This window comes from Streptomyces sp. CC0208, assembly GCF_003443735.1.
In the GTDB taxonomy this organism is placed as follows: domain Bacteria; phylum Actinomycetota; class Actinomycetes; order Streptomycetales; family Streptomycetaceae; genus Streptomyces; species Streptomyces sviceus.
This window is the reverse complement of sequence record NZ_CP031969.1, coordinates 7,256,322-7,279,858: the sequence shown is the minus strand read 5'-3', so window position 1 is coordinate 7,279,858 and position 23,537 is coordinate 7,256,322. Positions and strand designations below refer to the sequence as shown.

Genomic DNA, 23,537 nt, shown 5'->3' with positions numbered 1-23,537 from the left:
CTTTAGGGGCGCGGGGCTGTGTCGATTTGCGGCTCCGCCGCGCGGGCGCGACAAGCCCCCACTCACCCGCGCCCGACGAACAACCGTCAGTGCCCGTTCTGAGCCAACCGCAACAAATGCTCGGCCAGCGCCTGCCCACCCGTAGGGTTCCGACTGATCAACATCAACGTGTCGTCACCGGCAATCGTCCCCAAGATGTCATGCAGCTCGGCCTGATCAATCGCCGACGCCAAGAACTGCGCGGCCCCCGGAGGAGTCCGCAGGACCACAAGGTTCGCCGAAGCCTCCGCGGAGATCAGCAGCTCCTGGGAGAGCCGCCGCATCCGCTCCTCCTTCGCCGACTCCCCCAGCGGAGCACGAGGGGTCCGGAAACCCCCCTCGCTCGGCACCGCGTAGATGAGATCCCCGTCGTTGTTACGGATCTTCACCGCGTTCAGCTCGTCGAGGTCCCGGGACAGCGTCGCCTGAGTGACGCTCAGCCCGTCGTCGGACAGCAGCTTCGCCAACTGGCTCTGCGACCGCACCGGTTGCCGGTTGAGGATGTCCACGATCCGCCGGTGGCGCGCGGTACGCGTCTGCGGCACCGCGGGCCCCGCGACCCCGTTGTGCTCGTGCTCCTGCGCATGGCTCATCGTCGTCTCATTCTCCGGATCATCCGTCTCCCTCGGCGGCACCCAGGATGCCGGGGAGAGCCTGAAGAAGCGCGTCCACTTCGTCGTCGCCGAGGTTCAGCGGCGGCATCAGTCGTACGACATCGGGGGCGGGCGCGTTCACCAGGAAACCGGCGTCCTGAGCCGCCTTCTGCACCTGCGGTGCGAGCGGCTCGGTGAGCACGATACCCAGGAGGAGTCCCGCACCCCGGACATGGTCGACCAGCGGGTGCCCCAGTGACTCGATTCCGTCCCGCAGCTTCTCGCTCTGCCGCTTGACGTTCTCCAGCAACCCGTCGTTCTCGATGGTGTCGAGAACGGCGAGTCCCGCGGCGCACGCGACCGGGTTCCCGCCGAAGGTCGTCCCGTGCTGCCCCGGCTGGAGCAGCTCCGCGGCCCGCCCGAAGGCGACGGTCGCGCCGAGCGGAAGTCCGCCGCCGAGCTGCTTGGCGAGGGTGACCACGTCCGGCAGCACGCCTTCGTGGGCCTGGTACTCGAACCAGTGTCCGGTACGGCCGATGCCGGTCTGCACCTCGTCGAGGACCAGCAGCGCGCCCTTGGCCGCCGTGATCGCCCGGGCCGCCTTGAGGTAGCCGGCCGGAGGCACCACGACACCGTTCTCGCCCTGGATGGGCTCGATGACGACGAGCGCGGTGTCCTCGGTGACCGCGGCGGCCAGCGCCTGCGCGTCGCCGTACGGCACATGCGTGACGTCGGCGGGCAGCGGCAGGAAGGGGGTCTTCTTGGCGGGCTGGCCGGTGAGCGCGAGGGCGCCCATGGTCCGGCCGTGGAAGCCGCCCTCGGTGGCCACCATGTGGGTGCGCCCGGTCAGCCGGCCGATCTTGAAGGCGGCCTCGACGGACTCGGCGCCGGAGTTGCAGAAGAAGACCTTGCCGTCCCGGCCGAAGAGCTGGAGCAGCCGCTCGGCGAGGGCGACGGTGGGCTCCGCCATGAAGAAGTTGGAGATGTGGCCGAGGGAGGCGATCTGCTTGCTCACGGCCTCGACGATCGCCGGGTGGGCGTGGCCGAGCGCGTTGGTCGCGATGCCGCCGACGAAGTCGAGGTACTGCCTGCCCTCGCTGTCCCACACCTTGAGTCCCTCGCCACGGACGAGAGGGAGCCGGGGGGTGCCGTAGTTGTTCATGAGCGAGCCCTGCCAGCGCTGGGTGAGCTCCTGATTGTCGGTCATACGGCATCCCCCTCTTGCGCGTCCGGCACGACCATCGTGCCGATGCCCTCGTCGGTGAAGATCTCCAGCAGGATCGAGTGCTGGACCCGCCCGTCGATGACCCGGGCCGTGGTCACGCCGTTGCGCACGGCGTGCAGACAGCCCTCCATCTTCGGGACCATGCCGGAGCTCAGCTCCGGCAGCAGCTTCTCCAGTTGGGAAGCCGTGAGGCGGCTGATCACCTCGTCGCTGTGGGGCCAGTCCTCGTAGAGGCCCTCGACGTCCGTGAGGACCATGAGGGTTTCGGCGTCCAGAGCAGCAGCGAGTGCCGCAGCCGCCGTATCAGCATTGACGTTGTAGACATGTCCGTCGTCCTGGCTCCGGGCGATCGAGGAGACGACCGGGATCCGGCCGTCGGCGAGCAGCGCCTGGATCGCGCCCGTGTCGATCGCGGTGATCTCGCCGACCCGCCCGATGTCGACCAACTCGCCGTCGATCTCGGGCTGGTGCTTGGTGGCGCTGATGGTGTGCGCGTCCTCGCCGGTCAACCCGACGGCGAGGGGCCCGTGCTGGTTGAGCAGGTTGACCAGCTCGCGCTGCACCTGCCCGGCGAGCACCATCCGTACGACGTCCATGGCGTCCTCGGTGGTGACGCGCAGGCCGGCCTTGAACTCGCTGACGATGCCGTGCTTGTCGAGGGCCGCGCTGATCTGCGGGCCGCCGCCGTGCACGACGACCGGCTTGAGTCCCGCGTGGTGCAGGAAGACGACGTCCTGGGCGAAGGCGGCCTTCAGGTCCTCGTCGATCATGGCGTTGCCGCCGAACTTGATGACGACGGTCTTGCCGTTGTGGCGGACCAGCCAGGGCAGCGCCTCGATGAGGATCTGGGCCTTGGGGAGCGCGGTGTGCTTTCGCGTGGTGCTCATGACGAGTAGGCGCTGTTCTCGTGGACGTAGTCGGCGGTGAGGTCGTTGGTCCAGATCGTGGCGGTCTCGGACCCGGCGGCGAGGTCGGCGACGATGTGCACCTCGCGGTAGCGCATGTCGACCTTGTCGCGGTCCTCGCCGACGCCGCCGTTCTTGCAGACCCAGACGCCGTTGATGGCGACGTTCAGCTGGTCCGGCTCGAAGGCCGCCTTCGTGGTGCCGATCGCGGAGAGCACGCGGCCCCAGTTGGGGTCCTCGCCGTGGATCGCGCACTTGAGGAGGTTGTTGCGGGCGATGGAACGCCCGACCTCGACGGCGTCGTCCTCGCTGGCGGCGCCCACCACCTCGATCTTGATGTCCTTGCTGGCGCCCTCGGCGTCCCGGATGAGCTGCTGGCCCAGGTCGTCACAGACGGTCCGTACGGCCTCGGCGAACTCCGCGTACTCCGGGGTGACTTCGGAGGCGCCCGAGGCGAGGAGCAGCACGGTGTCGTTGGTGGACATGCAGCCGTCGGAGTCGACCCGGTCGAAGGTCGTACGCGTGGCGGCCCGAAGCGCCTGGTCCAGTACGTCACTCGGCAGGTCGGCGTCGGTGGTGAGGACGACCAGCATGGTGGCGAGGCCGGGGGCGAGCATGCCCGCGCCCTTGGCCATGCCGCCGACGGTCCAGCCGTCCTGAGTGACGACGGACGTCTTGTGGACGGTGTCGGTGGTCTTGATGGCGATGGCGGCCTTCTCACCGCCGTGCTCGGACAGCTGAGCCGCGGCGGCCTCGACTCCCGGCAGGAGCTTGTCCATCGGGAGGAGCAGGCCGATGAGCCCGGTGGAGGCGACGGCCACCTCACCCGCGCCGATCTCCAGCACCTCGGCGACCTTCTCGGCCGTCGCGTGCGTGTCCTGGAATCCCTTGGGGCCCGTACAGGCGTTGGCGCCACCGGAGTTCAGTACGACTGCGGTCAGCTCGCCGCTCTTGAGGACCTGCTCGGACCACAGCACCGGCGCGGCCTTCACACGGTTGGAGGTGAAGACGCCTGCGGCGGCGCGGCGGGGCCCGGTGTTGACCACGAGGGCCAGGTCCGGGTTGCCGTTCTCCTTGATTCCGGCGGCGATGCCCGCCGCCTGGAATCCCTTGGCTGCCGTGACGCTCACGGTGCGACTCCGATCGTGGAAAGACCGAGCTCCTCGGGGAGACCGAGGGCGATGTTCATGCTCTGGACGGCACCGCCCGCGGTGCCCTTGGCCAGGTTGTCGATGGCGCTGATCGCGATGATGCGGCCCACGGACTCGTCGAGGGCGACCTGCACCTGAACGCCGTTCGAACCGTAGACGGACGCCGTGGCGGGCCACTGGCCCTCGGGGAGCAGGTGCACGAAGGGCTCGTCGGCGAAGGCCTTCTCGTAGGCGGCGCGGACGGACTCGGCGGTGACGCCGGGCTTCGCGGAGGCGCTGCACGTGGCGAGGATGCCGCGGGGCATCGGCGCGAGGGTCGGGGTGAAGGAGACGTTCACCTTCGCACCGGCCGCCGCGCTGAGGTTCTGGATCATCTCGGGCGTGTGCCGGTGCCCGCCGCCGACGCCGTACGGCGACATGGAGCCCATGACCTCGCTGCCCAGCAGGTTCGGCTTGGGCGCCTTGCCCGCGCCGGAGGTGCCGGAGGCGGCGACGATCACGGCCTCGTTCTCGGCGAGGCCTGCGGTGTAGGCAGGGAAGAGGGCGAGCGTGACGGCGGTCGGGTAGCACCCGGGCACCGCGATCCGCCTGGTCCCCTCCAGCGCGGCGCGGGCACCGGGCAGTTCCGGGAGGCCGTAGGGCCAGGTGCCGGCGTGCGCGGAGCCGTAGAACTTCTCCCAGTCGGCCGCGTCCTTCAGCCGGAAGTCGGCGCCCATGTCGACGACGAGGACGTCCGGGCCGAGCTGTTCGGCGACGGCGGCGGACTGTCCGTGGGGCAGGGCGAGGAAGACGACGTCGTGTCCGGCGAGGACGTCGGCCGTGGTCTCCTGGAGCACCCGGTCGGCCAGCGGCAGCAGGTGGGGCTGGAGCGCGCCGAGCTTCTGCCCGGCGTTGGAGTTGCCGGTCAGCGCGCCGACCTCGACCTCGGGGTGCGCGAGGAGCAGTCGCAGGACCTCACCGCCCGCGTATCCGCTCGCTCCGGCCACCGCCGCACGTACCGCCATGTCATCCTCCTCCTGGATGGCATGACTATACGTTTCGCTGCACGTTTATGCAACCGAATGCATACTCACGCCCCCCTCCTGCGCACAGCCCTGAACACACCGAACCCGGCGAGAGCCACGAGCGAACCGCCCCCGGCCGCCGTGCCCAATCGCAGCCCGGGTGGATGGAAAACGCAGGTGACTCGGGTAGAGGTGCCGTCGAGCGGCACGGCGACCAGGCCGTGGTACTCCTTCGCGGGTACGGCGGCCGCGTCACCGGCGGCGCAGCGCCAGCCGGCGATCCGGGGCGCGGCCACGACGGCGACACCCCTGCTGGCCGCCGGAAGCTCGGCCCTGATCGTGCCGCCGGAGCCGGAGACGGTCACCTTCGTGGCACCGGAGGCCTTGAGCCGCCGCACGACGGCGTGCAGGCGCCCGGTGTCCAGGCAGCCGACCGCCTGGTCCGGCACGACGCCCAGCCGGCTCGCGGACAGCTCGATCGTGAGGCGCCCGGAGTCCGGGACCGTGCCGAGCCGCTCCATCGCGGCGATCTTGGTGAGGGGCCGCCAGTCGGCCCGGAACCGTCCCGTCAGGCCGCGGGCGGAGGGCCCGGAGAGCCGTGCGGTGCCCGCGAAGTGCGGAGCCCAGAGGTAGACCTCGCTGCCCGCCCGGCACCGGGCGCTGATCGTCGCCTTTCCTCCCACCCGCACGCCCTGGCGCCGGTCGGTGCTGCGGTCCGCGTCCTTCCCGGCTGCGTTGAGCACGGTGATGCGCGGCAGGGTGTAGACACGGGCACCCAGCAGCAGCTCCTGGTTGCGGTACGGCGAAGGGCCGAAGCCACCGGTCGCGGCGGACGGCCGTACCGTCACCAGGGGCGGGACGTCCTCGCGGGTCACGGTCTCCCCGGTGCCGTCCTGCGGGAACCAGTTCTGGTGCGGGTCCGGCGGGGAGTGCACCCGGGCGCCGACGGAGAAGATCGCGTCCGTGACCGCGTTGTCCAGGCTCTGGAGGCTGCGGCCGCCGGACGTCCAGCCGCCGCCGAGGGCGGTGAGCGTGCTGCTGAGCACGGCCGAGGTGTGGCTGCTGTAGTACTGGGCGCCCTGCCCGCCGACCTCCAGCGGGTCGTTGCCGACGGTCTGCTCGCGGCCCGGGTCGGTGCGGTAGCGGGGCCAGCCGTCGGCCTGCGCGATCGCGTCTGCCTGGTCCTGCTGCCGCCGGCCCCAGGGGGCGTAGTCGTCCATGTGCCCGAACCGCATCCGGGTGGCCACGGCGGAGGTGGCGGTGGCCTCGCCCAGCTGCGCTCCTACGAGCAGTACGGCGGCCAGCGCGGCCGGGGCCATGCGCAGCACGGGCCGCGCCCGGCCGAGCAGGACCAGCCCGAGCAGCGCACCCACGGCCGCCGTCAGGAGCACCGGCCACGTGAACGAACGGACCAGCCGGCTGCCGCTCGCGACGAGGGCGATCAGCGCGAGCAGTCCGGCCGCCGCGCCCAGTGCCCGCCGGTCGAGGGGGCCGTAGGAGAGCGCGTGCCAGGCCGCGATCACCAGCAGGGCGCACACCACGAAGGTCTGGCGGTAGGAGCTGCCCTGCGGCTCGGCGAAGGCGTGCCACATCAGATGGGTCGGACCCCACTGCATCGACAGGGTCACGACGACCACCAGCAGCGTCCACCCGGCGCGCACCCGGGGCGGAGCCGCCCGGTGGAAGGGCAGGGCGAGGGCGAGCAGCAGTGCCGTGGTGCCCACGAAGAGCGCAGGGGAGCCGAAGCTGTACGTCGTCGGCAGCAGCCGGGCCAGCAGGTCCTGCGTGCCCACCGGCGCGAACCGCGTGAACCGGCCCTCGGAGGCGTGCGCGCTGCCGAAGTAGACGACCGTCACCAGGGGTGCGGCCAGGCCGATGCCGAGGGCGAAGGTCAAGGCGGCCCGGCCCGCCGCGGTGAGCCTGCGGCGGCGCGGCAGGTCGGCCAGCCACAGCCGCAGCAGGAACACCAGAGCGGCGGCGAGGGTGGCCATGTAGGCCGTGTAGAAGTTGGCGACCCAGGCGGCCGTCACCACCAGCACCCCGAGGAACGGACGCCGGCCGCTCAGGACCCACTCGCCGACCAGGCACAGCAGCGGCAGGGCGATCAGCCCGTCGAGCCACATGAGGTTGTACGAGGCGGTCGCCACGGTCCAGCCGCACAGCGCGTAGGACGCGCCCAGCAGGCCCGCCGCCCACCAGCCCCCGGGCCGCAGCCTCAGCAGCAGCCAGGCCATGGCGGCACCGGCGCACGCGATCTTCAGCACAGTGATCACGTACACCGCGAGATCGATCTCGTCCCGCGGGAACACCGCCACGAGCAGCGCGAACGGGCTGGTGAGGTAGGTGCCGAGGTCGGGCAGGAAACTGGTGCCGAACCCCGACTGCCAGTTGACCAGCAGCCCGCCGGTGGCCCGCCCGTGCAGCAGGTCCCACAGGTGCGCGTGGAAGGGCACGTACTGGTTGCCCAGGTCGTTGACGTTCCTGGTGCGCGGCCCGAAGGGGTAGCTGCGGGCGACGGCGTCGGCCGCGCAGAGCACGACGACGGTGACGGCCGCCGCGAGCAGGGCGGCCTGCCCCGGTCCGGGCCGCAGTCGCTCCCCCGTGAGGTCGTCGGCTGTTTTCGGTTCGGGCGGGACGGTCGGTCGCACGCCCTGTTGACTGGTCAATTCAGGCCCCCGTCCGGGGTGTTCACCCCGTGCGTTGTCACTGCGCCGATTTAGACCATGGGTGCTTACGGTTGGTTGTCCGACCGTCGATGGCGGTGAAGTGAACTTCGGACGACCCGGAGGCCAACCACGGCCGAGGGGGACGTACGGGCAGAGGGAGCCGACATGAGCGAGAGCACCACCCGCGAGGAGCGCTTCGCGCGGGGCCTGGAGCTGCTGGGCAGCGTCAACCCCGAGGTGGGACAGCGGGTCGTCGACTCGCTCGCCGACATCAGCCCGGAGATGAGCCACCAGATCATCGCCTGGGGGTTCGGCGAGATCTACTCACGGCCCGGGCTCGCTCCACGGGACCGCCAGTTGGTCACACTGGGCATGCTCACCGCGCTCGGCGGCTGTGAGACCCAGCTGGAGGTGCACATCAACACGGCCCTGAACGTGGGCCTGACCCCCGAGCAGATCGTCGAGGCGCTGTTGCAGTCGGCCGGGTACTGCGGCTTCCCCAGGGCTCTGAACGCCATGGCCGTGGCGAAGAAGGTCTTCGGCGAGCGGGGGCTGCTGCCCGTCGGACAGCAGCCCGCCGACCCGTCGGCTACCTCTGCCTGATCCTCAGGAAGGTGACCGAGTTCGCCGGGAAGGTGTACGAGAACTTCCCGGCGACCCCGTCGAAGGTGGACGTCACCGGGGCGACCGCGGTAGACGTCTCGCTGTTCACGGCGTCCGGGGCGGCCGCCAGGGTGGTCACCCGGGCTCGGGACGCGACCTTGGCACGGCCCAGGTCGATCGCCGTACGGGCCGCCGCGTCCTGGGCGTTGACGACCTTGACGATCAGGTCACCGGTCTTCTGGTCCCTGGTCACGACCTGGCGGAACGGCTCGGCCGGCTTGTCGTCGGTGAAGCTGCCCCACTCCTGTCCGTCAAGGTAGAGGGTCACCTGGCGGCCGCGCACCTTGACGTCGATGTCGTAGGCCCGGCCGGTCTCGACCGACCCGGGCTTCGAGATCAGCGTCGACTTGCCGCCGTCCACGGCCTGTTCGACGGCGGTCTGGGTGTTGTTCCAGCCGCCGATGTTCCACCAGTAGTAGTTGCCCGTGTCCTTCACGCCGAAGGCGACGAGGAAGCCCTCCTTGCCGGCCTTCTTGGTGGCCTTCACCTTCAGGTCGTAGTCGTGCCAGGACGGGTCGCCGGCCGAGACCATGGTGTTCTCGGCGTTCACGTCGGTCTGCACGTACTGCCCGTCCTGGACGCTCCAGCTGCCGCCGCCGGTGTGGGTCCACTGCGAGGCGCCGGAGGAGAAGTCATCGGTGAGCAGCGCCCGGCCGTCGGCATCCGTGACCCTCACGTCGTCGTACGCCGCCGTCGTCGCCCACGTCGACAGGCCCACGGCGCCGGTGATCGGGGCGAGCAGCGAGGGCGTTCCGGTGGCTGTCGAGGGCACCACGCGGTCGCCGACGTTGTTCATGAACAGCTTCTGGACCTCGTAGTTGGCGGAGCTCCAGGAGGCGTGGTTGTTGAACCAGATGAGGTCCGGGCGCCACTGGACGTAGTCCTCGTTGGCGAACAGCGGGGCGTAGGAGGCGAGTTTGACGACGTCGGCGTTGCGTTCCAGGCCGGTCATGAACGCGGCCTCGGTGAGGCCGTTCTTGAAGGTGTTGCCCTGGGAGGCGTACTCGCCGAGGAAGACCTTCGGGCCGCTGCGGTCGTAGGAGTCGTAGCGGTCGTTGTTCTGGAGGAACCACCGCGCGCTGTTGTAGTAGTGCTCGTCGACCATGTCGACCTTGGCGTCCTTGTTGAGCTGCCAGGCCGTGTCGAAGGTCGTACCGGAGTCGTCCGGGCCGGAGTTGGAGATCACCTGGATGTCCGGGTACTTCGCCTGGATGGCGGCGCGGAACTCCTTGAACCGGGCGAAGAACTCGTCGGGCAGGTTCTCCTCGTTGCCGACCTCGATGTGGGTGAGATGGAAGGGCTTGGCGTGGCCCATCCTCGCCCGCACCTTGCCCCACTTGGAGCTCGCCGGGCCGTTGGCGAACTCGATGAGGTCGAGGGTGTCCTGGATGTGCCGCCTGAGCAGAGCCTCGTCGACGACGGCCTTGTTCTGGCCGCAGCCGGTCACCAGGGCGGGGACGACGGGCAGTGGCATGGCGCCGATGTCCTCGGAGAGGCGGAAGTACTCGTAGTAGCCGATGCCGTAACTCTGGTTGTAGCCCCAGAAGTTGGCGTTGGTCGCCCGCTGCTCGACCGGGCCGACGGTGTCCTTCCACTGGTACGAGCGCTTGCGCTGCCAGCCGGAGGCCTGGCTGTAATCCTCCATGGACCCCGTGTTGACCAGGCAGCCGCCCGGGAAGCGCACGAAGCCCGGGTGCAGGGCGGCGATCTTCTCGGCGAGGTCCTTGCGCAGGCCGTTGGGCTCACCGCGGTAGGTGTCGCGCGGGAAGAGGGAGACCATGTCGAGGGCGGCCGCGGCGGAGGAGGCCACGGTCAGACGGCCGTTGCTGCTGGTCCTTGCCACGGTGAAGGTGGCCTTGTACTGGGCCCAGCCGCTCTTCGTCACGGCGACCTTGCGGGCTGTGGCGAGCGTGCCGTCGGCGTCCTGCAAGGAGATCGTGAGAGTCGTACCGGCGTCCGCGCGGGCCCACACCGAGAAGTCGTACTTCTTGCCCTCGTCCACGTGGATGCCGGTGTTGTATCCGGCGTTCGTGACGGACGAACCGGCGGCCAGGGAGAGGTAGGTGCGGTTGCGCTCGTTGAGGCGCCCGCCGTCGTTCAGCGCCTGGGCGGTGCCCTGCACCGTCCACGAGGTCAGCGGGGTGTACGAGGAGTTGTCGGCGGTCGAGTACTCGAAGGACCGGTTCTGCACGAGCTCGGCGTACAGACCGCCGTCGGCGGCCCGGTTGATGTCCTCGAAGAAGACGCCGTACATCGTGTCGTCGATCTTCGCGCCCTTAGCGGCCGGGTCAACGGTGATCGTGTAGTCGGTGACGTCCTCGGCATGGGCGGGGGCGGGGACCAGGCCGGCGGCCACCAGGAAGGCGGTGGCGCCGAGACCGAGTCTCCAGCGGGTGCGTGACATGGATGCTCCGCGGCTCTCTGTCGAAGGTGACGTTCGAAATATCAAACGATGATCAGCACTTCGAACGGCAAGATAGGGAGGGTGATCCGGAGCGTCAACGGGTCGCGCGGCTTCGAAAGTGTCGGAAGGGATCGGAGGGGCGGGGCGGATGGGCGAGTTCTGGCCAGTGACGGATGTGCTGGGGTATCTGGCCGGGAGCTGGCGGACCGAGCGAACCGTGCGGGATCTGGCGAGCGGGGGCGAGGGGCGGTTCTCCGGTACGACCGCTTTCGGCCGACTGGAGGGCGGCGGGCTGCTGTCCCAGGAATCGGGCGTCTTCGTCTGGCAGGGCGTCCCGCGCCCCGCGGAACGGACCCTCCGCTTCCTGCCGGGCGGGACATCGGGCACCGCGCACATCCACTTCTCGGACGGGCGCCCCTTCCACGATCTCGACCTGACGTCCGGCCACCATGTCGCCGACCACCCCTGCGCGGCGGACCTCTACCGCGGCGAGTTCACCGTCCTGGACGCGAACCACTGGCGCACGGTGTGGCGGGTGGGCGGCCCGGCGAAGGACCTGCTCCTGACGACCGGCTACACACGCGGGACCACGGGCGCGGACGACGCAGCCGGGCCGACCGGCGAGGCCCGGCACCCGGCACCCGGCACCCGGCACCCGGCACCCGGCACCCGGCACCCGGACACAGGGAACGGCTGACAGCCGCGGGCACGAGACGGCCGACGACCCGCCGCGTGTGAGACCGCGGGCAGCCACCCGCACGCAACCGTCGGCGAGTCCCCCTGGGGCGTGTCTCTTTGACGGGTCCGATCAGTGAAGCGCACCCACGACGAGAGTCCACGAACGGGAGGAACCCCGGCCGACACGCGGCTGGGGTTCCTCAAGGTGGTGAGTATCGGTCAGCGGGTGGAGTTGCCCACGCCGTAGACAGCTCGTCTAAGCGTCGGCGGACCGCACCCCATCGCGATCACCGTGGATCAGGCGCGTCAGCGCTGCAGGGTGAGCAGGCCCGGCCGGTACGGCAGGGCCGGGTAGGGGGGGTTTCCCGTGAAGTCTTTGAGGCCCTGGTAGAGGAACTGCAGGTTGCAGGGATCGATGGTCATGGTCTGGTCGGGGTTGTTGCGGATCAGGTCACCGTGGCTGACGCCCTGGGCCCAGGTGGAACCGCTGTTGGCCTGGCCCGCGAAGGGGTTGCTTTCGGTGCCGGCCTGGACGGTCCACGGACCGTCCAGGCTGGGGGCGGTGAACGAGCGGAAGAAGCGGTTCGTACCCTTCGCCTCAACGATCATGAGGTACTGGTCCCGGCCCTGGACCTTGTAGACCTCCGGCGCCTCGAACAGGTTGTTCTCGGTGTCGCTCATGACCGTCGTGTACGAGGAGCCGAAGCTGCTGGGGAAGTTCGCGAGCGGCATGCTCGCCCGATAGATCTTGCCGTTGTCACCGGCGAAGAACAGGTACATGTTCTGGTTGTCGGCGATCATGGTCGCGTCGAGCGGGGCGTCGTGCTTCTCCGGATCGGGGTTCGGGGGGAGGCTGCCGGTGAACAGCGGCTGCGGGTCGGACCAGCCGTTGGGGTTGGTGGGGTCGCTGGACGTGCTGTAGACGAACGACGGCCACTGGTACACCATCACCCAGATGTTCTTGGTCGAGAGGTAGAACAGGTCGGGCGCCACCGCGTCCCGGTTCGTCTTGTTCTGGGTGGCCGCCCCCATGTCCGACCAGTTCGTGAAGGGACTGAACCCCGTCGAGTGCCACTTGTCTCCGTCGGAGGTGGTCGCGTAGACCAGGTGCTTGCCGTTGTACGTGGTGGTGGCGAAGTCCTTCAGCGCGACCTGCCCGTTCGCCGGCTCCGCCAGCGGACCCGTCGAGGTCCACCGGTACGTCGACGGAAGAGCACACGCGTTGGTCACTCCGGACAGGCCGGTCCACTTCTGGTTGGCGCCGCCGGTGCACGACCAGAGCCGCACCTCTGTGCCGTTGGCCTTGCCCCAGCCCGAGACCTCCAGGCACAGCCCGGACCGCACGCCGACGATCGTGCCGTCGGGGTTCACCCGCCACTGCTGGTTCTCGGTGCCGGTGCACGTCCAGATCTGCACCGGGGTCCCGGCCGTGGTGCCGCCGTTCCGGGCATCCAGGCACTTGTTGCCGTACACGGTCAGCTGGGCGCTGTCCGTCAACGTCCACTTCTGGTTGATTCCACCGTGGCAGTCCCAGATCTGTACGTTCGCGCCGTCGGTCTGACTGAAGCCCGACACATCGAGACACCGGCCGGAATCAACACCGCGCACGTCGCTGGTGGTGGCCGCCTGAGCCGGGCCGGCGACGAGCAGCGCCGCCAACGCGGCCAGGGCCGCGACCGCGGCGGCGAGCACCGCGGAGGGGCGTCTGCGGCTGAAAATACGTCTGCGCATAAGGACCTCGTCATCCTTGAGCAAGCGCCTCCGGTGGGCCCGTCAGGGGCTGTCCGGCGGCGTGGTGCGGCCTGGAGTGTTCGACATATCGAACGTCGGTCGAAGTGTCGAGCGAACTGGATAATAGGGTTCCGGTGATCAGCGTCAATACCTCGCGCGATATTCGCGGGCAGAAACGTTCGCAGGCTGAAACCAGGCGGCTTCAAGTCCCGTGGTGGTACGGGTCTTTGGCGTGAAGGGCAGGTAGCGGTGCGGACGCGGGCTTGGTGATCATTACTCGCCGACCGGCACCACACCACCGACCAGCACCACGGGGGGATCGTCGGCGTCCACACCCGCAGTGCTGGGCAGGTCGCGCCGGGGTGAGCAGGTGCGGTACTTCCACCCAAACAGCCTCAAGGGTCCGGCTGTGGTCAGCCCACCGTCGCCCACGGGCCGGATCGGCCGGCATGACCAACCCATCAAAGAGACATGCTCTACGCCCGCGCAGGCTGCGTCGGGACCCCCTCGAAACGTAGGTTCCAGCGGCCGGACCTGCCGGTCACGGTGGTCGCCGACAGGGGGCGTACGTCGATGTTCCAGTAGGTCGACGGCGGGGCCTTCAGCGCGTAGACCAGCGCGGCCCGGATCACGGCGGGTTCCGCGACGGCGACGACCCGGCCACCGTCCTCGACCGGCCGGGTGTCGAGCCATTCCCCCACCCGCGAGATGAAGGTCAGCAGTGACTCACCGCCGTGCGGGGTCGCCCGCGGGTCGGCGAGCCAGGCGTCCACGGACTCCGGCTCGCGGGCCATCGCCTCGCCGAGCGTCAGCCCCCGCCAGCGCCCCATGTCACAGTCACGCAGGCCGAGTTGGACCAGCGGGGAGTACCCGAGGGCGTCCCCGGTGGCGCGACTGCGGGGCGCGGGTGAGCAGTACCGCAGCTCGGCCGCCGCCAAGGGCAGCAGCTCGTGCGCCACGCCCAGCACCTCGTCCCAGCCGGCCTGGTCGAGCGGACGGTCGTCCTCGAACCGCTCGGCGAGCAGCGAGGAACTGCGCGCGGCGGCGACGAACGTGACCCGAAGTTGCATGCGGCGATCGTGAGCCGCGAAAGTGCGCAGGTCAAGAGGCGTTACCGGGGAGTTACCGAGGGCGTCCCGGGGCTCACTGCCCGGGGACCAGCGCCATCCACCGATCGGGCTCGGCGAGCGGCGCGAACCCCAGCTTCTCGTACACCCCGTGGGCGTCGTGGGTGGCGAGCAGAATGCGCCTCAGGCCGTAGGGCCGCAGGTGCTCGCGCACGGCCCCGACCAATGCCGTGCCGATGCCCTCGCCCCGTACCGACCGGTCCACGTACACATCGCACAGCCAGGCGAAATCGGCCAGGTCGGTGACTACCCGGGCATAGGCCACCTGATCCCCCGATTCCACCGCGTACACCCCGAAGTTCAGCGATCCGGCGATCGCCCGGTCCTGCTTCTCCCGCGGCCGTCCGATCGCCCAGTACGCATCGGTCGACAGCCAGTGGTGCACGCGCCCGGCGTCGATGCGCTCGGGGTCGGTGGAGATCTCGTAGCCCTCGGCGAGGGGCGGGGTGTTGTCGGTCATGGGCGGGACGTTGACAGCTCAGGTGGGCCGGAGTCGAGCGCTTTTCGCCGGGAGCACCTCGTCGCAGGCGGTCCGCAACCGTCGTACCCCTTCCGCGATCTCCCCCGCTCCGGCCACCGCCGCGAAGCTCAACCGCAGGTGTCCCGCGGGGGGTTCCGCGCTGAAGTACGGGCGGCCCGGGGTGATCGCGACCCCCGCGCGCAGGGCCGCGGCGGTCAGGGCGGTCTCGTCCGTGCCGTCCGGGAGGCGGAGCCAGAGGTGGTAGCCGCCCGAGGGGATGTGCGGGAGGGCGAGTTCGGGCAGGCCGAGGCGGAGGGCGGTGGTCATGGTGTCCCGGCGGGTCTTCAACTCCGCCGAGATCGTGCGCAGATGACGGGGCCAGGCCGGGGAACCGACCAGTTCCAGGGCCGCCTCCTGGAGGGGGCGGGGGACGAAGAACGTGTCGACGATCTGGATCGCGCGCAGCCGCTCCAGCACCGGGCCGCGTGCGGCGAGCGCGCTCACCCGGAAGCTCGGCGAGGTCGCCTTGGTCAGCGAGCTGACGTGGACGACGACTCCGTCGGTGTCGTCGGCGGCCAGCGGGCGCGGCAGAGGGCCCGCGTCCTCGTGCACGAGCCGTCGTACGAAGTCGTCCTCGACGACGAACGCACCGGCCTCGCGGGCGATCCGCAGCACCTCGCCCCGGCGCTCGGGGGCCAGCACCGCCCCGGTCGGGTTCTGGAACAGCGGCTGGCACACGAACACCCGGGCGCCGGTCGCCCGGAACGCGTCGGCGAGCAGGGCGGGCCGCACCCCGTCCGCGTCCACCGGGACGGGCACGGGGCGCAGGCCCGCCGAGCGGGCGATCGCCAGCATGCCGGGATAGGTGGGCGACTCGACGAGCACGGGTGCGCCGGGCGGGGCCAGCGCACGCAGCGCGGTCGTGAGCGCCGACTGGCCGCCCGCGGTGATCAGCACCTCCGCGGCCGTCACCGCGCCGCCGATGTTCCGCGCGAACCACTCGCGCAGTTCCGGCAGCCCTTCCGTCGGTGGCCGCCCCCAGGCTCCAGGGCGGCGGCCCGCGCGGGCCAGGGCCGCGGACATCGCGCGCTCCGGCTGGAGGGTGGGGTGCAGATAGCCGCCGTTGAACTCGACCACCCCGGGCGCCGGTGCGGCCAGCGAGACCAGGACACCGGACGCGTCCACCGAGCGCGGTACGAGGTCGGCGGCGCCGTCCGCGCTCAGCGCGACCTCCTGCCAGGAGGTGTCCCCGGCCGCGGCGGCCGTGGTGCGCGCCTGTGCGCGGAAGGCGCCGGCGCCGGGCCGGGTGACCACCAGCCCCTCGGCGGCGAGCTGGGCAAGGGCACGGGAGACGGTCACCGGGCTGACCCGGAACCGGTCGACGAGGGCCCGACTCGACGGGAGCTTTCCGCCAGGAGAGTAGCGGTCGAGCTCTTGCCGCAGCCGTTCTGCCAGGTCGGTGACGCTGCTACGCTCTTGCATGAGAGTACAGAGTAGCGCTACCGCACCGACCGGGATAGCGGTTTCGGCCCCGACGAAGACCTTCGGCACCCTCCAGGCCGCGCTCGGTGTCGCCGCCTTCTCCCTCACCTTCCCCGCCACGGCGTGGGGTCTCGAGGGCTTCGGGCCCTGGTCGCTGGTCGCCGTGCGCAGCGTCCTCGCGGCACTCGTCGCGGGCGGATGTCTGCTCGCGCTGCGCGTCCCGGTCCCGAGCCGTCGTCACTGGCCGGGGCTCGCGGTCGTCGCCGCCGGGGTCGTTGTCGGGTTCCCGCTGCTGACCACGCTCGCGCTGCGGACGTCGACCACCGCGCACGCCGCCGTCGTGGTGGGTCTGCTCCCCCTGACGACCGCGCTGCTCTCCGCCCTGCGCATGGGCACCCGCCCCTCGCGCACCTTCTGGGCGGCGGCGCTCGCGGGGGCCGCCGCGGTGGTCGCCTTCACCGTCCAGCAGAGTGGTGGCGCCCTGACCACCGCCGACCTGTATCTGTTCGCCGCGCTGCTGGTGTGCGCGGCCGGCTACACCGAGGGCGGCCGGCTGGCCGGGGTGATGCCCGGCTGGCAGGTCATCGCCTGGGCACTGGTGCTGTGTCTGCCGTTCAGCGTGCCCGCGGCGGCTCTCGCGCTGTCGTATGAGCCCGTGCACCTCACCGCGCACAGTGTCGCCGGGCTGCTGTGGGTGGCGGCGGGCTCACAGTTCGTCGGCCTGGTCGTCTGGTACCGGGGCATGGCGGCGATCGGCATCCCCAAGGCCAGCCAGTTGCAGTTGGCCCAGCCCCTGCTCACACTGGTGTGGTCGGTGCTGCTGCTCGGCGAGCACCTGACGGTGGCCGCCCCGCTGACGGCCGCGGCGGTGCTGGTGTGCATCGCGGTCACCCAGCGGGCGCGGGGCTGACCGACGCGCACGCGCCGGTCCCAACGGGCCCCGCGCCGTAAAATCGGGCCACGGACCGCTGCTCCCGCACTTGGTGAGGAGGCCCCAGACGATGCGTGCAACCGTGGGCGACCAGCTTGTCCAGCACGGCAGGGTGGTCGGACAGCAGGACAAGGTCGGCGAGATCGTCGAGGTGATGGGTCAGGAGGGCACCCCTCCGTACCGCGTCCGCTTCGAGGACGGGCACGAAGGCGTGTGCTCACCCGGCCCCGACACCGAGATCAGGCACCGCTTCCAGCAGACCGGCCGGTGACCCGGCGCGGGGGACCCGCCGGCTCCCGGTAGTGGTCGGCGACCACCCGCGCCATCGCCCCGATCCGGTCGGAGGCGAGCTCCTTCGCCGCGAAGAAGACATGCCCGCGCACCTGCGCGTACTCGCGTGCGAACGTGAGATGCCGGGACAGCTCCGCGGGGTCCTGCCAGGCCGCGGGCTGCGCGGGGTCCCCCGCCTTGTAGAGCGCCTCGCCGAGGTACAGCTCGGTCCTGCTCCCCCGCGCCTGCTCCGCCCACCAGGGCACCAGTTCGGCGTAGTCGGCGGCGGCGAAGCCGATGTTCCAGTACAGCTGCGGCACGAGGTAGTCGATCCAGCCCTCGCGCACCCACTTGCGGGTGTCCGCGAAGTTGTCGTCGTACGACTGCACCCCCGCGCGCGTGTCCGAGCCGAGCGGGTCGGTGGCCGCGTTGCGCCACACGCCGAAGGGGCTGATGCCGAACTGTGCGGTGGGCCGGACCCGCTTGATGCGGGCCGCGGTCTCCAGGACCAGCTTGTCGATGTTGTCCCGCCGCCAGTCGGCCCGGTTCGGGAAGTCGCCGCCGTACGCGTCGTAGGCCGCGTCGTCGTCGAAGGTCTGGCCGGCCACCGGATACGGGTAGAAGTAGTCGTCGAAGTGGACCGCGTCCACCGGGTACTTGTGCACCGCGTCGAGGATCGCGTCCTGGACGAAGGCGCGGACCTCGGGCAGTCCGGGGTTGTAGTAGAGCTTCCCGCCGTACGGCACCACCCAGTCCGGGTGGATGCGCGCGGGGTGCGAGGCGACCAGCCTCGTCGGGTCGGCATGGTTGGCGATGCGGTACGGGTTGAACCAGGCGTGCAGTTGCAGGCCCCGCCGGTGTGCCTCGGCGACGGCGGTGCCGAGCGGGTCCCAGCCGGGGTTCTTGCCCTGCGTCCCGGTGAGGTACTGCGACCACGGCTCGTACGGCGAGGGCCACAGGGCGTCGGCGGTGGGCCGTACCTGGAACATCACCGCGTTCAGCCGGTCCGCGGCCACCCGGTCGAGGTGGGCGATCAGCTCAGCGCGCTGCTGTGCGGCGGTCAGCCCGGGCTTCGACGGCCAGTCCCGGTTGGACACGGTGGCCAGCCACACGCCCCGCATCCCGGTCGCGCCCCGCCTCCTCGGGCGGCCCGGCGCGGCGGCCGCTCCCGAGGCCGTCGTCAGGGTGGACAGCGCGGCCAGCGCGAAGGCCCGGCGCGACAGACGTCCCATGTGCACACTCCCCCTACACCACGGATCCGCTCGGTCACGGATCGTCTCCGCGCCCCAGAATGCCCGAACGATGCCGGACCCAGACGATCGATCATCGATACTTGGGAGTAACGTGCTCGAACGGAGCAGGATCCGGCCACCGCCGGCCTGCCACCAGGTGAAGATCAGCGAAAGGGACGAAGTGACGGACTTCCCGGCCGGAGACATCGCACGTGTCGGAGTGGTGGGCTGCGGCCAGATGGGGGCGGGCATCGCCGAGGTGTGCGCCCGCGCCGGTCTGGACGTGAAGGTCGCCGAGACCACCGGCGAGGCCCTGGAGATCGGCCGTACCCGGCTGTTCAACTCCCTGACCAAGGCCGCCGAACGCGGCAAGATCAGCGCGGAGGAGCTGGCGGCCACGCAGGCCCGGCTCTCCTTCACCACCGACCTCGGCGAGTTCGCGGACCGCGATCTGGTCATCGAGGCCGTCGTGGAGAACGAGCAGGTGAAGACCGAGATCTTCCAGGTGCTCGACCAGGTGGTGACCCGCCCGGACGCGATCCTGGCCTCCAACACCTCCTCCATCCCGCTGGTCAGGCTGGCGGTCGCCACCTCGCGGCCCGACCAGGTCGTCGGCATCCACTTCTTCAACCCGGCCCCGGTGCAGAAGCTCGTCGAGCTGATCCCGGCGCTCACCACCTCCGAGGACACCCTGGCCCGCGCCCAGCAGTTCGCCGAGAAGCTCCTCGGCAAGCACGCGATCCGCGCCCAGGACCGCTCCGGCTTCGTGGTCAACGCGCTGCTGATCCCGTATCTCCTGTCCGCGATCCGGATGTTCGAGTCGGGCATCGCGAGCCGCGAGGACATCGACAACGGCATGGAGCTGGGCTGTGCCCACCCGATGGGCCCCCTGAAGCTGTCCGACCTGATCGGACTGGACACCGTCGCCTCGGTCGCCTTCTCGATGTACGAGGAGTACAAGGAACCGCTGTACGCCGCTCCCCCGCTGCTCCAGCGCATGGTCGACGCGGGCCGGCTGGGCCGCAAGTCCGGCTCGGGGTTCTACACCTACGGCTGACCCGCACCCTGTCCGTTCCAGGGTGCTGATTACACAGTGCTACGAACATGGGCCCGGCACTCTGGGAGTGCCGGGCCCATGTCATTCACACACCGTGTGCGCGCCGGGCCCGCATATGCCTGTCGCACACTCTCCCCACGCACCCACCAGGCGAGTTGACTCTTCATGCGCATGCAAGGGATGTGACGACTACGGAAAGGAGCGGACCCGTGACCGCCGACCCGGAGCATCCCGTGGTCCATGGAGAACTCGCAGAGTTACGACGCCGCCTCGATGTCGCGTACGCACGTGTCGAGGGAGGTCTCGCTCTGCTCAGTCACCGTACGGAGGAGACGGACAAGGAGATCGACGATCTGAGCGCACGGATCATCGCCCTGGAGCACGCCCGCTGGCCACTTCCCGCGATCTCGGCGATCACCGCCGCGGGCGCGCTCGTCGTGGCGATCTGGCAGGCCCTCGGTCGCTGAGGCTTCGGGACACCCGGGTGGGGGATCAGGGCAGGGGCCTGTCCGGTGGATCAGGCCCTAGGTGTCCTGACCGAGCCTCAGATGATGCAACAGGAGTAACGCGGCCGCCATGTTGGCGGCCGGGACCTCCCCACGGGCGACCATGTCGGGAACGAGTTTCAGGGGGACCCATTCCCGGCGGTCGGACTCGAAGTCGTCCACGGGGTGCCCGATGTACTCGCCCTCGTCGGCCCAGTAGATGTGGTGCCGGGCGTCGGTGAGCCCGTTGGAGGGCTCCACGCTCATGAGGTGCTGGAGCGGCCCCGGTCGCCAGCCGGTCTCTTCCTCGAGTTCCCTGGCGGCCGCGACGGCGATGTCCTCGCCGTCCTCGACCACACCCGCGGCGAGTTCCCAGCCCCAGCTGTCGGTGATGAAGCGGTGGCGCCACAGCAGCAGGACCTCGTTGGCCTCGTTCACCACCGTGGCGACGGCGACGGGCCGCAGCCGTATCAGGAAGTGGTCGAGATGCCGGCCGTCCGGCAGCTCGACATCGGCGAGATTGACGCTGAACCAGCGGTTTTCATACACAGTTTGTTCGTTCTGTTTTGCCCACTGCACGGTTCTGCCACCTTCCGTCGAGTAAGTGGCAATATCGCAGCAGGGACTGTGGGGTGTCGGCGTCCGTGTGCCGGCCTACAGGGGCACGCGCAGTGCGCCGTCGATCAGTTCGGCTGCCTCGGACGTGCCCGCGCAGCCGCTCCGGACCAGGTGTTCGCGCACCGCTCTGAGCCTGTCGCGCAGGCGCTGGGACTCCATTCCCCGGGCCTGTTCCGCCATCTGCACGGCGGTGGCCACCGCTTTGTCGGTGTTCCCCTGACGCAGTTCGATCGTGCTGAGCATGGCGAGCCGGTGCACCCGGCCCCGGTCGTGGGCCGGGTTGTCGACGGCGGCCGCCGCGTGCGCGGCCGCTGCCGCGAGTTCGCCGAGACTGAGAAGCGCCTCCGCCACCTGGACGTTGACGAGGCCCGGCTGGACATAGCCGGTCTCGTCCGGCTCGTGTCCGCGCCGGATGCGTTCGGCGGCCTGCTCGGCCCGCCGGATGCAGGACAGCGCGGTCGTGCCGTCGCCGAGGTGGGCGTACGCCTTGGCCTGCATCGCGTAGAGATCGCAGGCGAGCGCCGGGGTGATGTGCTTGCCCGCGGCCCGCAGCGCGGCCTCGGCGAAGGCGACGGCCTGGCGGTACTCCCGCATGAACAGGGACTGGTTGACCAGCAGCGCGATGACGTACGCGCCGAGACCCCGGTCGCCGCTGGCCTTGGCGAGCCTGAGGGCCTGGTGGAAGTAGCGCTGGGCGAGACCGTGCGCGTCGGAGTCGTAGGCGCAGATCCCGGCGACCGCGACCAGGCCGCCGGTGGCGCGGTGCAGTTGGCGGCCCGTCTCGTCGGTGTAGCTGCCGCGCAGCAGCGGGGCGGCCTCGGCGTTGAGGAATCCGACGATCCGGGTGCGGGTCGCGATGCCGCCGGCCTTGCGGTACATCTGCTCGTAGTGGGTGCGGGCGGCGCGGAGCATCTCGATGTCGGCGCGGGTGACCCGGTGCCGGCCACCGCGGGAGACGTCGACGTCCTCGGGCGGGTTCTCCCACTCCCAGACGGGCATGACGGCGGGTGTGCCGGTGACCGCTGGGGCGCCCAGGATGTGCGGGCGCTGCTGTTCGTCGGAGCGCCACAGGGCGGTGGCCCGCTCGACGAAGCCGGACAGGGAGGTGCCGTGCGGGGCGGACGGTTCGCCGGGCACGCCGAGGCCGATGTCGTCGAGGGTCACGGGACGCTGGAGCCGGCGCGCGAGCACCTCGCAGATCAGGTCGGGCACCTGGCCGCGCGGGCGCTGGCCCTTCAACCACCGCGCCACGGCGGTGTGTTCGTACCTGAGCGCGAGACCGCGCGCCCTCCCGGCCTGGTTCACATGTGCGGCAAGCCCGGCATGCGAGATCCCGGCTTCGTCAAGGATCGCGTCGAGCAGAGTGTTGGGCTGCATCTGTGCCCCCCGGGTGGCTCGGTGCCGTCAGATTAGTGGGTCCGCCTTCACACGGGGTGTGAACGGAGTGCTCGAATCCGCAGCGTGCGCGCACTGTTGCGGAGAGTTTCCACCCGGTTGACTGAAATGCCTCGCAAGAGGACGGCCGGGCCGCCGGCTCCCCCTCGTACAGTGCGGTGGCCTGGCCGGCGGCTTGACGGGGGCGACATCCGGGGTGCCGCTAGAGGTGCGTTGTCGGCTGCGGGTTCGTGGTGGTCGGCCGCGCGGTTCCCCGCGCCCCTGAAGGGCGTTTGTGCTGGCGGTCGTTCCGAAGGACCAGTAAGGCCACGTCGTCCTTCGGTGTGCCGCCCGTGTGGTCCAGTAACGCCGTGAAGACCCTGCCCAATACCGCCTGAGGTGGGGCTTCCGCGGCCCCCTGCAGGGATTCGGCCAGAGAAAAGAACCGGCCATGAGCGTCCCTGGCGTCTTCGGCGCCGTCCGTGTGCAGGACCAGGGTGTCGCTCGGCAACAGGTGGCCGCACTGTGACCCGGTCAAGTCGCCCGGCAGCGGGAACGGCCCGAGCGGCGGCAGCGGTTCCTCGCAGGACAGTGGCTCGACCGCTGAGCCACTGAGCAAGTACGGCCACGGGTGACCGCAGTTCAGTGCGCGCAGCTCGCCGTCCTCGCCTATCTCCAGGAGCAGCACGGTCACGAACTCCTCCGCGGCCGTGCCGTCCCGTTCGGCGCGCTCGCGCAGGTGCCGGGCGAGCGCACGGTCCAGTCTGCGCAGCACTCCCCCGAGTTCGGGCTCGTCGTGGACGGCCTCGCGGAAGCTGCCGAGAACCGCCGCGGCCGTACCGATGGCGGCGAGGCCGTGGCCCCGGACGTCGCCCATGACCACCCGTACGCCGTGTTCGGTGGCGACGGCCTCGTACAGGTCCCCGCCGATGGTGGCGCCCCGGTCGGCGGACATCTGGGCCGCGGCCACGCTGAGCCCGTCGATCCGCGGAGGCAACGGCCGCAGCAGCACGCCCTGGGCGGCGCCCGCGACGTGACGGGCCTGCCGGAGTTCCCGCAGCAGAGCGCGCCTGACATGGACGATCAGTCCGGTGCCCACCGCGAAGAACACGGCACTGGTGGCGACCCGCGCGCCCAGGCCGTTCTGCTGCGCGAGCGGACAGGTCAGCTTGTACGTGACGGCCACGGCACCCCACATGGTGGGGAGCCCCATCGAGAGGACACGGCGCAGCGACCCCGCCCGGGGAACCGCAGCCTTGATGGACATCATGCCGATGGCCCCCCAACTAGGCCCTGCACACGCAATCGGACCGGCCTCGAAAGGCCGGTCCGATTCTGTCGAGCGCATGGACCAAAAGGGCCAGATCGCCGGGAGAACTCACCCTATCGAGTGAGGTGACCGGATATGGGGCATGCGGGCGCAGCCCGCAGCCCCCCGGCGA

Annotated in this window: 21 protein-coding genes and 1 pseudogene; 6 read left to right on the top strand and 16 right to left on the bottom strand. The window is 70.5% G+C overall.

What is annotated here, in order from left to right:
- Positions 1-86: 86 nt before the first annotated feature.
- From D1369_RS33425 to D1369_RS33400, 6 genes are all read right to left on the bottom strand, one after another.
- Positions 87-632: an arginine repressor gene (locus D1369_RS33425; protein WP_007380783.1), complete on the bottom strand. Its 546-nt coding sequence runs from the start codon at positions 630-632 to the stop codon at positions 87-89.
- Between the two features lie 19 nt (positions 633-651).
- Positions 652-1,839, bottom strand: coding sequence for an acetylornithine transaminase (locus D1369_RS33420; RefSeq protein ID WP_007380784.1), 1,188 nt, complete (start codon positions 1,837-1,839; stop codon positions 652-654).
- Positions 1,836-2,744 (bottom strand): acetylglutamate kinase, encoded by a 909-nt coding sequence (gene argB / locus D1369_RS33415; protein WP_007380785.1) that lies wholly within the window; start codon positions 2,742-2,744, stop codon positions 1,836-1,838. The genes D1369_RS33420 and argB overlap by 4 nt, the downstream gene beginning before the upstream one ends.
- Positions 2,741-3,892, bottom strand: coding sequence for a bifunctional glutamate N-acetyltransferase/amino-acid acetyltransferase ArgJ (gene argJ, locus D1369_RS33410; protein ID WP_007380786.1), 1,152 nt, complete (start codon positions 3,890-3,892; stop codon positions 2,741-2,743). The genes argB and argJ overlap by 4 nt, the downstream gene beginning before the upstream one ends.
- Positions 3,889-4,917: an N-acetyl-gamma-glutamyl-phosphate reductase gene (gene argC / locus D1369_RS33405; RefSeq protein ID WP_007380787.1), complete on the bottom strand. Its 1,029-nt coding sequence runs from the start codon at positions 4,915-4,917 to the stop codon at positions 3,889-3,891. Before argC ends, argJ begins: the two co-directional genes overlap by 4 nt.
- Positions 4,918-4,982: 65 nt before the next feature.
- Positions 4,983-7,508 (bottom strand): YfhO family protein, encoded by a 2,526-nt coding sequence (locus D1369_RS33400; protein ID WP_050789867.1) that lies wholly within the window; start codon positions 7,506-7,508, stop codon positions 4,983-4,985.
- 240 nt (positions 7,509-7,748) lie between these two features.
- On the opposite strand from D1369_RS33400, the gene D1369_RS33395 reads away from it, so the two are divergent.
- Positions 7,749-8,186 (top strand): carboxymuconolactone decarboxylase family protein, encoded by a 438-nt coding sequence (locus D1369_RS33395; protein WP_007380789.1) that lies wholly within the window; start codon positions 7,749-7,751, stop codon positions 8,184-8,186.
- Here the strand turns inward: D1369_RS33395 and D1369_RS33390 are convergent.
- Positions 8,173-10,650 carry an alpha-L-arabinofuranosidase C-terminal domain-containing protein gene (locus tag D1369_RS33390; protein WP_007380790.1) on the bottom strand — a complete coding sequence of 826 codons (2,478 nt, stop codon included), beginning with the start codon at positions 10,648-10,650 and terminating at the stop codon, positions 8,173-8,175. The two genes, D1369_RS33395 and D1369_RS33390, sit on opposite strands and share 14 nt — an antisense overlap.
- Before the next feature lie 148 nt (positions 10,651-10,798).
- On the opposite strand from D1369_RS33390, the gene D1369_RS33385 reads away from it, so the two are divergent.
- The gene (locus tag D1369_RS33385) at positions 10,799-11,347 is read left to right on the top strand and encodes a DUF6314 family protein (protein ID WP_240436113.1); all 549 of its coding nucleotides are present in this window, start codon (positions 10,799-10,801) and stop codon (positions 11,345-11,347) included.
- A gap of 287 nt (positions 11,348-11,634) precedes the next feature.
- Here D1369_RS33385 and D1369_RS33380 read toward each other — a convergent pair whose 3' ends face one another.
- The 5 genes and pseudogenes from D1369_RS33380 to D1369_RS33360 all read right to left on the bottom strand — a co-directional run bounded on the left by D1369_RS33380 (position 11,635) and on the right by D1369_RS33360 (position 16,128).
- Positions 11,635-13,059: a non-reducing end alpha-L-arabinofuranosidase family hydrolase gene (locus tag D1369_RS33380; protein WP_007380792.1), complete on the bottom strand. Its 1,425-nt coding sequence runs from the start codon at positions 13,057-13,059 to the stop codon at positions 11,635-11,637.
- A gap of 345 nt (positions 13,060-13,404) precedes the next feature.
- Positions 13,405-13,510: pseudogene (locus tag D1369_RS43470) on the bottom strand (IS5/IS1182 family transposase); the annotation flags it as partial.
- Between the two features lie 25 nt (positions 13,511-13,535).
- A complete protein-coding gene (locus D1369_RS33370) occupies positions 13,536-14,129 on the bottom strand; it encodes a histidine phosphatase family protein (protein ID WP_007380794.1) in 594 nt (197 codons plus the stop codon).
- A 73-nt stretch (positions 14,130-14,202) separates the two neighbouring features.
- Entirely contained in the window at positions 14,203-14,646 is a 444-nt protein-coding gene (locus D1369_RS33365) for a GNAT family N-acetyltransferase (protein ID WP_007380795.1), read from the bottom strand.
- Between the two features lie 18 nt (positions 14,647-14,664).
- Positions 14,665-16,128, bottom strand: a complete 1,464-nt coding sequence (locus D1369_RS33360) for a PLP-dependent aminotransferase family protein (protein ID WP_118082783.1) — start codon at positions 16,126-16,128, stop codon at positions 14,665-14,667.
- On the opposite strand from D1369_RS33360, the gene D1369_RS33355 reads away from it, so the two are divergent.
- Positions 16,127-17,038 (top strand): DMT family transporter, encoded by a 912-nt coding sequence (locus D1369_RS33355; protein ID WP_037899355.1) that lies wholly within the window; start codon positions 16,127-16,129, stop codon positions 17,036-17,038. The genes D1369_RS33360 and D1369_RS33355 overlap by 2 nt on opposite strands.
- 91 nt (positions 17,039-17,129) lie before the next feature.
- Positions 17,130-17,330, top strand: a complete 201-nt coding sequence (locus D1369_RS33350; RefSeq protein ID WP_007380798.1) for a DUF1918 domain-containing protein — start codon at positions 17,130-17,132, stop codon at positions 17,328-17,330.
- Here D1369_RS33350 and D1369_RS33345 read toward each other — a convergent pair.
- A complete protein-coding gene (locus tag D1369_RS33345; RefSeq protein ID WP_037899357.1) occupies positions 17,299-18,561 on the bottom strand; it encodes a family 10 glycosylhydrolase in 1,263 nt (420 codons plus the stop codon). The genes D1369_RS33350 and D1369_RS33345 overlap by 32 nt on opposite strands.
- A gap of 181 nt (positions 18,562-18,742) precedes the next feature.
- On the opposite strand from D1369_RS33345, the gene D1369_RS33340 reads away from it, so the two are divergent.
- Both D1369_RS33340 and D1369_RS33335 read left to right on the top strand, forming a co-directional pair.
- Positions 18,743-19,618: a 3-hydroxybutyryl-CoA dehydrogenase gene (locus D1369_RS33340; RefSeq protein WP_037903139.1), complete on the top strand. Its 876-nt coding sequence runs from the start codon at positions 18,743-18,745 to the stop codon at positions 19,616-19,618.
- 209 nt (positions 19,619-19,827) lie between these two features.
- Positions 19,828-20,085, top strand: a complete 258-nt coding sequence (locus D1369_RS33335; RefSeq protein WP_037899360.1) for a hypothetical protein — start codon at positions 19,828-19,830, stop codon at positions 20,083-20,085.
- A gap of 57 nt (positions 20,086-20,142) precedes the next feature.
- Here D1369_RS33335 and D1369_RS33330 read toward each other — a convergent pair whose 3' ends face one another.
- The 3 genes from D1369_RS33330 to D1369_RS33320 all read right to left on the bottom strand — a co-directional run bounded on the left by D1369_RS33330 (position 20,143) and on the right by D1369_RS33320 (position 23,365).
- Positions 20,143-20,682 carry an NUDIX hydrolase gene (locus D1369_RS33330; protein ID WP_007380802.1) on the bottom strand — a complete coding sequence of 180 codons (540 nt, stop codon included), beginning with the start codon at positions 20,680-20,682 and terminating at the stop codon, positions 20,143-20,145.
- Positions 20,683-20,757: 75 nt separating this feature from the next.
- Positions 20,758-22,098: a hypothetical protein gene (locus D1369_RS33325; RefSeq protein ID WP_007380803.1), complete on the bottom strand. Its 1,341-nt coding sequence runs from the start codon at positions 22,096-22,098 to the stop codon at positions 20,758-20,760.
- Between the two features lie 220 nt (positions 22,099-22,318).
- The gene (locus D1369_RS33320) at positions 22,319-23,365 is read right to left on the bottom strand and encodes a PP2C family protein-serine/threonine phosphatase (protein WP_037899362.1); all 1,047 of its coding nucleotides are present in this window, start codon (positions 23,363-23,365) and stop codon (positions 22,319-22,321) included.
- Positions 23,366-23,537: the final 172 nt, after the last annotated feature.